This window comes from Bacteroidales bacterium, assembly GCA_035353855.1.
In the GTDB taxonomy this organism is placed as follows: Bacteria; Bacteroidota; Bacteroidia; order Bacteroidales; family CG2-30-32-10; genus DAOQAK01.
The window spans coordinates 33,588-46,537 of sequence record DAOQAK010000013.1; the positions used below are offsets into that span (position 1 = coordinate 33,588).

The following is a 12,950-nucleotide window of genomic DNA, read 5'->3' on the forward strand; positions in this document are numbered from 1 at the left end:
ATGGTACTAACAAGTGAATTAAAAGCAGCCAAAAAATTTGGTCCTGGATATTTTATTCGTGAACAAATGGAAATGCGTGAATGGACACAAGTTGATCTTGCAGAAGTGTTAGGAATTACAGTTAAACATTTGAATAAAATTTTGCAAGAAAATCAACCGCTGACTTTGGATATGGCTCGAGTTTTAGGAGAAGTATTTAATACAACAGCACAATATTGGATAAACATTGACACAGGATATAGATTATGGCTTACGCAGGAAAAAACTGAAATAGAAATTGAAGCCGACATTAAAGGATTAATCTATGAACGGATGCCAATAAAGGATATGCTTTCAAAAAAATGGTTAAAACCTTTTAAATTGGCTGTTGAATTAGAAAAGCAAATACTGGCGTTTTGGAATTGGGAAAAATTGGATTTTTCAATTCTTGATAAACATTATTTGCCTTGTCTTATGCGTAAATCTGAGGCATATAATCAATTTAATGCTTCCTATGCTATAACTTGGTATCGAAAAGCAATTATCGAGGCAGAGAAATTTCCGCATCTTCCATATAATAGGAAAAATTTAGAGAAACTTTATAATAGTATGCATACATATACTATTACTGAAAAAGGCATTAATCAATTTATTAAAGAACTGGCAGACATTGGTGTAATTTTCTTTGTATTACCTCATTTGCAAAAAACATATTTAGATGGTGCTGCTTTTTATTCTGGGAAAAACCCTGTAATTATATACACTGGGCGGTATAAGCGAATTGATAATTACTGGTTTACTATCGCACATGAAATTGCTCATGTATTAAATCATTTAAATGAGAAAACACCTTTTGTTTTAGATAATCTAAAAGATGGCGATATTAATAATATGGAATCCGAAGCAAATAAAATTGCATCCGAAAAATTAAAACATACAGAAATACTTAAATATCTTCAACCTTATTTAGGCTATCTGACTACAAGCAAAGTTGAGGAATGTGCAGCAGAGCATAATATACACCCATCTATTATCATTGGCAAGTTAGCATACGAAAAGAAAATATCATATAGCAATCAATCGTTATACAATGAAAATGTATTACAATACATCCAAAAACAATATCAGATTAGTATTTAGTGGCTCAAACAAAAATAGAATGGACTGAAATGACATGGAATCCTGTTACGGGCTGTGATAAGATTTCATCGGGATGCATGCATTGTTATGCTGAAGTGATGGCGCGAAGGTTGCAAGCAATGGGACAGGATAAATACAAAGATGGATTTAAACTTACGTTACATCCTGATGCTTTGCATGAGCCTTATAAATGGAAAAAATCGAAAGTTGTTTTTGTAAACTCTATGGGAGATTTATTTCATAAAGATGTTCCTATAGAATACATAAAAAAAGTTTTTCGAGTAATGAAAGAAAATCCGCAACATGTTTTTCAGGTGTTGACTAAACGGGCAGATGTATTGCGTTATTACGACAGTGAAGACTGGCTGGAATGGACTCATAATATCTGGATGGGCGTTACAGTTGAAAATACAAGTGTTGTTAAACGTATTGATTTGATAAGAGCAACAAAAGCAAAAGTAAAATTTTTAAGTTGTGAGCCATTGATAAGTGCATTACCAAATCTTAATCTAACAGGAATTGATTGGCTAATTGCTGGAGGTGAAAGTGGACGTACTCCTCGTCCGATGAAAAAAGAATGGGTTGAAGATTTGCAAAATCAATGTCAGAAAGCGGATGTTGCATTCTTCTTTAAACAATGGGGTGGAACAAATAAAAAGAAAGCAGGAAGTGCGCTCAATGGAAAATTATATAAAGAAGTTCCACAGGTTGAATTTGCGTTTTAACTTTCCCTTCATTTTAATTTCAATTACAAATATTGTAACAGTCTTACCAATTTTCGCGTTTTAAAACACGTGTGATAAATATTGGCAAGGTGCCGCTGGGTGGTCATTTCCCGGTTGCATTGGATTGGGACAGGTTTAAGATAGAAGATTAAAAATTTTATATGGTATCTTCGTTTGGAAGAGGAAGTTTTTCTTTGTTACAGATTTCCTGTAGTCTTCCAATTGACCATTCCGATTTATATTCATAAAAATATCCGAAAGGTTTTTTTAAAAGATCAATTAAATATAATGTTTCCGAATCAATATCGCAGCTATTATTTTTTTTCAGAGAATCCCATTCTTTAAAAAAAAGTTTTAATGTCATAAAAACAGTAGGCTCAATATGTGAAAGATTCACATTACTTATTCCTTCGTTAAGTATTTCTTTTCTTGCCCTGTTGATATGTCTTTCGCCGAGATCATTCAACACCTGTAAATATTTTTCAAACAGGATATATTCATTAAGCAGAAAAATGATTTCATCATCATCCATTTTCTTCCAGAATTCAACAGGGTGCTGAATACAAATAAATCGTCCCAACATGAATGAACCCGCTGTATATCCTTTAATTCCCTGGATTTTACATATTTTTATAATTTTTTTAAAAAAAACTACTTTCCTGTCAATAGTAAAAAGCTCGTAAATCATGTGCTGGTCCTGATGTGCGCCTAATTCACTTTTTAAAATTTGTTCAATATAAAGGTTTATGTTTGAGTCAAACCAGTTGTTTGCAAGGTTTTTTGCTTTTTCATTATTTTTCTGAAGGTCGTTACGTACAATTTTAATAAGATCATTCAGCGATTCAATTTCGCCATAATCAAGCGACTTGATAATGGTCTGATATTTTTTATATGCTTCTTTCATATTGAAAAAAACTTTTTCTTCTTTTTCTATAAGATCAAGTTTCTTTCCTTCGAGGTATTTCTGAAAACGTGCAGGAGCATAACTTGCTTTCCCGATATAAATATTACGGTACTTGCTTGACAATGTGATCCAGTCGCCCTCATTAATTTTTTGCCCGTCTTTATTTATTAATGCGGAACTTAAAAGTTTTACCTGGTATTTATTTAAATTAATAAATGCAGGAACGCCATAACCCAGGCATGATGTAACAACATGAACAGCAGCAGGCGTAAGACTTATAATAGCATCCAGTTCTTTTAAAAAAATGGTATCAGAGGGGACAAAGGTTTCTTTGCATAAACAAACTTTCTCTCCTTTTCCTTTTGCTTTCATTGCTTCTGAAGCAGAAAAAAATATTCTGGCAGTAACTGCCGAACGCGGTAATACCGAGATCCCTTTACAGAAGTTTGTCATTTTTGGAAATGATTTATCATCTATTCGTTCGGAGAATATTTGTTTCAAATGATATGGCTGAATAAGATTTATCACTCTTTCACCTGATATAACACCATGCTCGTACATATCGATAGAAGACAAAAGAGTAGATCGACCGGTAAGCTCGGAAGGATTTAATTGCAAGATAGCAAAAAGATAAGTGTCTTTATATGTTTCTGCTGCAAACTCAATAGTTACGGGCGATTCAAGTGATGCTTCCAGCTTTGATAAGCAGGGAACAAAATGATATACTGCCGGAAAGGTATTTTTTATTTCTTCTCTGTCAACAAATTCTGTGTCTGTCCTGTCAATATTCCCGGTCATTATATCATCACCAAACATATTTCTTACACTTTCGATCTGCATTCCCAGTCCGGTGCGGGAATGGCGGGAATATAGAACACCGGGATAAGACTCGTCGTTACGCACTGTCCATACCATTTTTTGCATTATAATGGAAGGATATGAAATATCACCTTTTCTAAGAGTATATATGATGTCCTGATTTTTTAGAAAAAAATCATTTATGGTGTTTACAAAAAATGAGACCTGGAGGTAAGGATCCTTTAGTATTTCTTTATTTTTCTGGCTTATTTCTTCTACTAATGCATTTATTTTTTTATCAATATCGGTGATCGAGAAATAGGAAGTTATCGGGTTACAAAATTCCATGGAAGTATTTTGCGGAAATAAAGTTTTGTAGATGGTTTGTAAATTATTAATACATATTTTTCCTGCAACCACTACTCCATATTTTGTTTTCAGTGCATTGTAAACCGTTTCGTTAATACCTACATTCAAATATGTGGGCAAAAATCCGGGAATATAAAATGATGTTGCTGAGCGCATGGCAAAAATCAAGGGATTTACTTTATCGCCCAGTTTTGAACCGGTCATTTTTTCAAGGTTTTCAATTGCATTTATTATGTGTTTATTTCTTTCCTGTTCGCTTAAGAAAAATGTTTTTGAAGTAAGAACACAAAAATCGGGTACAGGAAATAATCGTTGTATCAAATCCAATAAAATAGAACCTTTTTGACTGATCTCGTCCTCGCCATATTTCTTGAATGTTGATGAGGGAACTACAAAATCATTTTCTACGAAAGAAATATTTTTTAATTGTTCTTGTTTTTGAGATTTATATTTTTTGATTGACTGTTCAATAATTTTAATTGATCCAGGTATTCCTTCATTTAAATTTAACAAATGTTGCAGGTATATTTTCCCTTGTTCTTTATCAGTATCGCATAAGTAAGGGATATCAAAAAAATGCGCTTTAATGATTTTAGGCTGTGAATGGGGAGCTTCTATATATTCGATTTCCGGTTGCTGATAATTATTCAGTAAATTGAAATCAGGATGGTCTTCAATAAAATACCTAAGCGTGTTATAATTTAAATAATTAGCTTTTACATTATAATCATATATTTTTGTACTATTCATTTGATTTAAATGATTAAATCATTCCTTCAAAGTTAAATCAATTTTATTATTTAAACAGCGATTAACCAAGTTTATTTTTAAAAGTTACATAAATTAATATGTTCCGGTTATAGATAGAAATGTTTTGCTTAAATTTGTTCTTCTGTAAAAGCAATAAAATTTGAAGCCCGATTACAAATATTGCAACAGTCTTACCAACTATTCACGCTTTAAAACCCGTGTAATTAATATTGGCAATGTGCCTATGGGTGGGCATTTCCCGGTACGTATCCAGTCGATGACCAACACCAATACATTGGATACACAGGCAACGGTTGAGCAATCCATTCGTTTAATTGAAGCCGGTTGCGAATATGTTCGGATTACCGCACAGGGAACCAGGGAAGCAGAAAACCTGGCTCGTATAAAAAAAGAACTTCAGGCAAAAGGATATGATGTTCCTCTTATAGCCGATATACATTTTAATCCGGCTGCTGCCGAAATAGCAGCAAGCATTGTGGAGAAAGTTCGCATCAATCCGGGGAATTACACCGACAAAAAGAAATTTGAAAAAATAGAATATACCGAAAGCGAGTACCAGGAAGAGATAAATAAAATCAAAGAACGCATATCGCCTTTAATAAAAATTTGTAAAGAACACGGAACTGCTATTCGTATTGGTACTAATCACGGTTCTTTATCCGATCGTATTATGAGCCGTTACGGTGATACATCACAGGGAATGGTTGAATCGGCTCTTGAATTTATAAGAATTTGCGAAGATTTAAGTTTTGGAAATCTTGTTCTTTCTATGAAAGCAAGCAACATAAAAATTATGGTTGAAGCTTATCGTTTGCTTGTTCATCGTATGATGAAAGCAGGAATGGATTATCCATTACATGTTGGCGTTACTGAAGCAGGCTCAGGCGATGAAGGCAGAATAAAATCGGCTGCCGGAATTGGCGCATTGCTCGAAGATGGAATTGGCGATACCATCCGTGTTTCGCTTACTGAAAAACCGGAAGCAGAAATCCCTGTAGCGAAAATTCTGATTAACAGATATACCAATCGTTATTATCACGGAACGATTGAAGATGTCCAGGAATCGCTTGTAAATCCTTTTGAGTTTTATAAGCGTCATTCAAACGAAATTTTAAATATAGGAAAAGATAATTCGCCTGTTGTGATTTCAACTGCAAATACTGGTGAAGCATGTAATGCCGATTATGTTTTTGTAAATGGTTTTTCAGGAACAGAAAAAAATAAATTTTCAATTATTGATGCTTCTGACTGGAAGAAAAAAGAAAATAGTTTTCCGTTATTTTCAATTGAAAATTATTTTAAATCAAAAAAGAAATCGAAGGAACTGAATTTTATTTTAGCAACACCGGATTCGCTTTCATCTGAAAAAATAGAAAAAATAAAAAATGATTCCACAGTTGTTCTTGTTGTAGAATCAAATAATTTACATGGCGCCGCTGAAACAAGAAAAATATTTTTCAACCTCATAGCATCGCATTGCAAATGTCCTGTGATTATTAAAAGAAATTATTTAGATGTTACCGAAGAGGAATTTAAAATACAGGCAGCAACGGATATTTCATTGCTTCTGGTTGATGGGTTGGGCGATGGAATATGGCTCGGAGCAAAAGATGTAGAAACAAAAAAGATTGAAAAATTTTCTTTCGATATTTTACAGGCAACCGGCGCCAGGATTTATAAAACAGAATATATTTCCTGTCCTACTTGTGGCAGAACATCCTATAATATTTTAGAAACTCTTGAGCGGGTTAAGCAGTATACAGGGCATTTAAAGGGATTAAAAATTGCCATCATGGGATGCGTGGTGAATGGTCCCGGCGAAATGGCCGATGCTGATTATGGATATGTGGGAAGTTTGCCCGGGAAAATAAATTTGTACAAAGGGAAAAATCTTGTTCGTCGTAACATTGATGAAACAGAAGCGCTGGATGTATTAATTGAATTAATAAAAGAGAATGGCGATTGGGTTGAGGAAAAATAAGTACGTTAGATTTTTTTACAAAAAAATTATAAAAATATAAATATACTTATCATGAAATATCCATGCAAACTTAAATTTGCGTCAACCATGATGAATAAATTAAAAAAGGAATTTCATTCGGGTTTTACTTTAGCATGGATATTCACGAGCAAGCTAGTGTTGCGCCCCGATGAATATCGGGGGTGGGAGCGAGCCTGCCCGACTGGCAAGGCGGGTAACAAAAAATATCATTTCAGATATACCGACAGAAAAGAGTTTTGCAAAAATATTTTTTGTTTTCTGTACGGTATAACTCGTTCTAAACAGTTTTGCCTTTGCAAACCTGCTAAGAACGAGTATAACATACAGATTTTATATACATTTTAATTTTTATACAGATGAAAAATAAATTTAAAAATTTAGGATTTCTATTTGTTTTTACCACACTCTTTATAGTTCTTACAAGCAGTTGTTCTAAAAAAGATGATACTTCTACCGAAATCAGTGATGATAATTTTTATCAGCAGACTGGCGCTGCAATAGTAAGTTGCTATGTCAATATTTTTAATGAAGTACTTGATAATGTTCCGGTGGGAACACAGGACACAACAGTTAACTTATTCGGAGGAACAATTGTTATAACAGGCAGCGATGGTTATGATACCATAAACCATGTAACAACTACCGATCTTCTTTTTACGATGACTGGTATTAAATATTCATACACCAATACCAATAGCGATAAGCCATGGATTACCGAAGTAACGTTAACCGGTGCTACTACATATTCAGGGAGTTTCTCCAGTAGTTTTAAAGATGTAAATCATCATTCAGATAATTTGAAAATCAAAGGTTCGGTTACTTATGATGACGCTGTAAGAAATATTGACGACGCGGGAGTTGTAGACATTGTACGTAAAACCGCTACAACAACTGTAACTATTTTTGGTCATACGGTTGCATGGTAAATAAAACATTGCCAAGAAAACGAACAAAACACCGCAATTATAAAAAAGTTCCTGAAAGTATTGATTGAAAAATATGGGGATTGAAGAATAATAAATGATCAATCCTTTATTTCAAAAAGTGAGCAATTTCCAAAAAGGCTATATTTTGTTTTATCAATATTCCAAACATATGCTGTTATTTTGGCTGCATCTCCGGGTATTTTATGAATTAATAATCCATTCACAAAATTATTTTTTTCTCCTTTATATTTTAATTTCAACCAATTTAAAGCAATGAATTTATAACAAACATTTTTATTGTTATTATCATTAATTTGTATTACAATTCTTGAATTAAATGGTTCTGATTCCGCATCAATTGTCATTTTAAATCCTAAATAAATAGATTTGTTAATATAAGGCAATGCTGAAAATTCTTTAATATTAAAATATTCGTTTGATGTTTCTGAATTAGTAGAGAAAGTTGTATCATTTATGAATACTTTATTTAAAAACTTTTTGCGTTTTAATAATGAAAGATTAGAGTATTTATCATAATCAATACGATCATATAATTTTAACCAGTTAGGATTTTCGTTAATGTCGACAATCTGGAAATCTTCATCATCATTTGGATAATCAAAAAAATCGACAACACTTAAATTAGCATTATTAGCATAAATTTGGTATGCCCAACAATAACATCTTATTTCAGAACCACCAATTGTTTTTGGAAAATCGCCTTTTATATGTTCAGCATTTACCTTATTAAAAAAACTTTTAGGAATTTTTTGATCCATAAAAAACATATTGGCAGACAAATTCATGGAATAAAAAAAATGAATTGGGAAAAAGATAAAAATGAATCCTGTATAAGTAAAAAATTTGTAATGATATTTGATGTGCAGTTCATCTGCAATGAAGAACAAACTAATGATAAATAAAGGATATAAATACAACGCAGTTCTATCATCAGGGTAATTAATCTGAAAAAATTTTGCTAAAACAAAAATTGAAGCGATGCTTAAAATAAAAACTATGATTATAGAATATTTGAAATGGCTAATCAGTTTTAAGTTAAATTGTTTACGGACTAATATAATGAAAGAGATTAATAAAAAACCAAACAGTAAAAATGTAAGATATAAGAAAACAGGATTATTATAACCCGTAATCATTTTTAAAACAGTTTTTATTGTAACTTCAATAAATCCATTTAAACTTCCGCAATCCAATAATCCTTTTTTATTTAATTGTAATAAATAACTTGTAAAATAAATTAATGGCACAAGTCCTATAAATAAAAAACCCGCAAAAATCTTTTTTCTATAAACAGATGATAAATTCTTTAATTGATTTAAAGTATTTGTAATTAAAAGAAAAATAATTATAAAAAAAATGGAGATCAATGTTAAATTGGCAGCAACAAATAAACATCCGAATATTAAACAATAAATGTTATATGATATTTTAGTTTCTTTTAAGGAATATACGAGGTAATATAACGAGGCAAACAAAAATGCCATCGACATTCCATAACCCCTGGAGATTGTAAAAAAATCAATAAAATTATGAGTCAGTAATAAAGTAATAACAAAAGTGATTCGAAGAATTTTGTTCTTTATCTCATTGGATAATTTTAACAAATAAAATACGAAAACCGGGAATGTCAGTAAACTTCCGAGTCTTAAAGATAATTCAGAAAATCCAAATATGGAATAAAATAAAGATGAAATCGCTGAGTTTAAAATATGATTATTTCCATATAGATATGCATAAAATGGAATGAAGTTTTTGGGTTGAACATAAAAATAAAATGTAGCAATTTCATCATGCACAAGAGGGATGTAATATGCTCTCAACCATAAGTAAATCCAAATAAGTAAAGAAAAAAGTAAAAAAAATTTTTTCTCAGGAAAAATGGTTTTAAAAGTATGGAACATATTATTGAAATTTAATTCATAAAATAAGTGTATGAGTAGTTCATCTTTATTTTTAAGTTTGTTTTATTGCAATAATAGTAATCTTATTAATTAAATTAAAATTTGATTTGTCAGGCTTAAGTTATCAATTGCAATTACAACTTGTGGAGAAAAATATTTTCGTATCAGGTAATAATCTTTCTATTTCTTCCTGTTGGTCATCATGAATGTTTATAACACGCAAATCCACTATTTTCAAGGTGTTTCGTAATTTTTTGATTTCTTCAGGAAATGCTTGTATTTCGTTTCCCCATAAATCAAGAAATGTAAGATTTGTCAAATTACCTATGGTTGGAGGTAGGTAAGCAATAATATTTTGGTTTAAAATAAGCTTGATGAGTTTGGTGCAATTGCCAATTTCATTATAAATGGTATCAATATTATTTGCCGAAACATCTAATATTTGAAGGTGTTTCAACGTATCTATCTCTTTAGGGATTTCTTTCAGTTTGTTCTTACTTAAATTTAATTCCTGAAGATTTTTTAATTTATAAATTTCTTTCGGAAATTCTTTCAGTTTCTTTTTACGAAGATTCAATCGATAAACTTTGTTTGGATTTTGTAATGCTTCTGAAAGTTCGGTATACTCGGTTTCATGTGCAAGAGTAATGGAATCGAGCAACTGTGCATTAACATTTCCTGCTAACAGAAATAATAAAATAAATGATAGATATTTCATAATCGTTTATTATGATTGATGATTATATGTATACAAAGTTGAGAAAAATCCATGATCTTTTATATGACAACTCATTTTTTACAATAATATTTTCAAAGCAGCTTCTTTATCAAGTATTAATTGTTCTTTCAGTTTATTTATATCCGGAAAGTAAATTTCATTACGCAACCGCTCCATGAATAAAATAGTAATATTGCTATTGTATATTTCCCCTGAAAAATTAAAAATATTCACCTCGTTCACTCTTTTAGTACCTCCGATTGTAGGGCGAATACCTGTGTTCAGCATTCCATTATAAACAGTATTATCAACAATTACTTTTACAGCATAAACTCCATCAGCAGGGATTAATTTATCTGTTTCATTAACTTCAATGTTAGCAGTAGGAAAGTTTAGTGTTCGTCCTAATCCGTTTCCCTTTACAACTTTTCCTGTAATAGAATAAAAATACCCAAGGTATTTATTGGCTTTAGCAATTTCCCCGGCTAATAAAGCATTTCTTATTTTTGTAGAGCTTACCGCTTCTTCATTAATATATTGGGCAGAAACTTCTTCAATGTTAAATGAATATTTTTCCGAAAGATATTTTAAATGAGAAATGGAACCCTCCCTGTTATTGCCGAAATGGTGGTCGTAACCTATGACCAGCGTTGCCACTTTGATTTTATCTACCAAATAATCTTTTATGAATTTGTCATAAGGTATTTTTGAGAATTCCTTTGTGAAAGGAATAATTATAAGGTAATCGATGCCCAGAGGTTCAAAGAGTTTTATTTTTTCCTCGGTTGTATTGATAATGTATAATTTTTTCTTGTGATTGCAAAGCACAGCCTGTGGATGAGGCGAAAAAGTAATCGCTACCGAATTACCGTTGATTTTTTTAGCTATAGTAATAATGCGCTCGATAATTGCTTTATGCCCGCAATGGACTCCGTCGAAAGAACCAATGGTAACTACAGGGTTAACAAAAACCGGTAATTTATCGATATTTCTGATTATTTTCACTTTAACTGTTAAAATATTTTCGATGTAAAATTTATTGGTACTGCGAATTTTCAAAATTAGCAAAAATATTATTCCCTAAAGATTGCGTAAAACGAATAAATATTTTAATTTCGTTCGCAGAAAATGTTTTTGAACCTAAAATAAAATTCGAATATGCCAAACAACATTGGGAAAATAGCACAGATCATAGGTCCTGTGATTGACGTTGTTTTTGAGGAAGACAAACTTCCTAATATTTATGATGCGCTTGAAGTTTTCAGGCCCGATGGACAAAGAGTTGTTCTGGAATGCCAGCAGCATATTGGCGAAGATACTGTTCGTACCCTTGCAATGGATTCAACTGATGGGTTAAGCAGGGGAATGGATGTTACAGCATTAGGAACGCCTATTTCTATGCCCGGAGGAGAATATATAAGAGGCCGACTTTTTAATGTCATTGGTGATGCTATTGATGGAATGCCTGCTGTTCCCAAAGGAAAGCTGAACAGTATTCATCGCGATCCTCCGCGGTTTGAAGATCTTTCAACACAAAAAGAAGTTCTGTATACAGGGATTAAAGTAATTGACCTTATTGAACCTTATGCAAAAGGCGGTAAGATTGGACTCTTTGGTGGTGCAGGTGTTGGAAAGACCGTTATCATTATGGAATTGATTAACAATATTGCTAAAGGATATTCGGGAATGTCAGTATTTGCAGGTGTTGGCGAACGTACGAGGGAAGGTAACGACCTGCTGCGTGATATGATAGAATCGAATGTTATCTGCTATGGTGATAAATTTAAAGCATCAATGGAAAAAGGAGGCTGGGACCTCAGCCTTGTTGATGAAGACAAACTGAAAGAATCAAACCTGGCGCTGGTGTTCGGACAAATGAATGAACCTCCCGGAGCACGTGCTCGTGTTGCATTATCTGGATTATCGCTGGCAGAATATTTCCGCGATGGCGATGAACAGACAGGTGGACGTGACATTTTATTTTTCATGGATAATATTTTCCGTTTTACCCAGGCCGGTTCTGAAGTTTCAGCATTACTCGGGCGTATGCCTTCAGCAGTAGGTTATCAGCCTACTCTGGCTACCGAAATGGGTATTATGCAGGAACGCATTACATCAACCAAGCGTGGTTCTATCACTTCGGTTCAGGCAGTGTATGTACCTGCTGACGACCTTACTGACCCGGCTCCTGCAACTACTTTCGCTCACCTTGATGCGACTACAGTTCTTGACAGGAAAATTTCAGAAATGGGAATTTACCCGGCAGTTAGTCCGCTTGATTCTACATCAAGAATTCTTACTCCGGATATTGTTGGTGCAGAACATTACAACACGGCTCAGCGCGTTAAGGAAATTTTACAACGTTATAAAGAACTCCAGGATATTATTGCTATTCTTGGTATGGACGAACTTTCTGATGAAGATAAACTTGTTGTTCATCGTGCAAGAAGAGTACAGCGTTTCCTTTCACAACCGTTCCACGTTGCTACACAATTTACCGGTATTCCCGGGTCATTTGTAAGTATTGAAGATACCGTGAAAGGATTCAAAATGATTATGAATGGTGAAGTTGACGAATATCCTGAAATGGCTTTCAGTATGGTGGGTACTATTGAAGAAGCTATTGAAAAGGGAAAGAAAATGATTGCGGAAGCAAAATAAAAATAATTTGAAGTTTAAATTCGCCGTTTTTTAGT

9 protein-coding genes are annotated in these 12,950 nt (G+C 32.7%); 5 read left to right on the forward strand and 4 right to left on the reverse strand.

Annotation, left to right across the window (positions count from 1 at the left end; translation table 11 throughout):
- Together PKK00_04795 and PKK00_04800 are read left to right on the forward strand one after the other, a co-directional pair.
- Positions 1–1,119: an ImmA/IrrE family metallo-endopeptidase gene (locus tag PKK00_04795; protein HNW97714.1), complete on the forward strand. Its 1,119-nt coding sequence runs from the start codon at positions 1–3 to the stop codon at positions 1,117–1,119.
- Positions 1,119–1,844 (forward strand): phage Gp37/Gp68 family protein, encoded by a 726-nt coding sequence (locus PKK00_04800; protein HNW97715.1) that lies wholly within the window; start codon positions 1,119–1,121, stop codon positions 1,842–1,844. The genes PKK00_04795 and PKK00_04800 overlap by 1 nt, the downstream gene beginning before the upstream one ends.
- 157 nt (positions 1,845–2,001) lie before the next feature.
- On the opposite strand, the gene PKK00_04805 is transcribed toward PKK00_04800, so the two are convergent.
- Entirely contained in the window at positions 2,002–4,665 is a 2,664-nt protein-coding gene (locus PKK00_04805; GenBank protein ID HNW97716.1) for a hypothetical protein, read from the reverse strand.
- 160 nt (positions 4,666–4,825) lie between these two features.
- On the opposite strand from PKK00_04805, the gene ispG reads away from it, so the two are divergent.
- Together ispG and PKK00_04815 are read left to right on the forward strand one after the other, a co-directional pair.
- Positions 4,826–6,667, forward strand: coding sequence for a (E)-4-hydroxy-3-methylbut-2-enyl-diphosphate synthase (gene ispG, locus PKK00_04810; GenBank protein ID HNW97717.1), 1,842 nt, complete (start codon positions 4,826–4,828; stop codon positions 6,665–6,667).
- Between the two features lie 377 nt (positions 6,668–7,044).
- Complete coding sequence (locus tag PKK00_04815) at positions 7,045–7,614, forward strand: hypothetical protein (protein HNW97718.1); 570 nt, start codon at positions 7,045–7,047, stop codon at positions 7,612–7,614.
- A 98-nt stretch (positions 7,615–7,712) separates the two neighbouring features.
- On the opposite strand, the gene PKK00_04820 is transcribed toward PKK00_04815, so the two are convergent.
- The 3 genes from PKK00_04820 to PKK00_04830 all read right to left on the reverse strand — a co-directional run bounded on the left by PKK00_04820 (position 7,713) and on the right by PKK00_04830 (position 11,259).
- Positions 7,713–8,393: a hypothetical protein gene (locus tag PKK00_04820; protein HNW97719.1), complete on the reverse strand. Its 681-nt coding sequence runs from the start codon at positions 8,391–8,393 to the stop codon at positions 7,713–7,715.
- Positions 8,394–9,660: 1,267 nt separating this feature from the next.
- On the reverse strand, positions 9,661–10,254 hold the full coding sequence (locus PKK00_04825; protein HNW97720.1) for a leucine-rich repeat domain-containing protein: 594 nt from the start codon (positions 10,252–10,254) through the stop codon (positions 9,661–9,663).
- Between the two features lie 78 nt (positions 10,255–10,332).
- Positions 10,333–11,259 carry a bifunctional riboflavin kinase/FAD synthetase gene (locus PKK00_04830; protein ID HNW97721.1) on the reverse strand — a complete coding sequence of 309 codons (927 nt, stop codon included), beginning with the start codon at positions 11,257–11,259 and terminating at the stop codon, positions 10,333–10,335.
- A 153-nt stretch (positions 11,260–11,412) separates the two neighbouring features.
- On the opposite strand from PKK00_04830, the gene atpD reads away from it, so the two are divergent.
- Complete coding sequence (gene atpD, locus PKK00_04835) at positions 11,413–12,915, forward strand: F0F1 ATP synthase subunit beta (GenBank protein HNW97722.1); 1,503 nt, start codon at positions 11,413–11,415, stop codon at positions 12,913–12,915.
- Positions 12,916–12,950 lie beyond the last annotated feature (35 nt).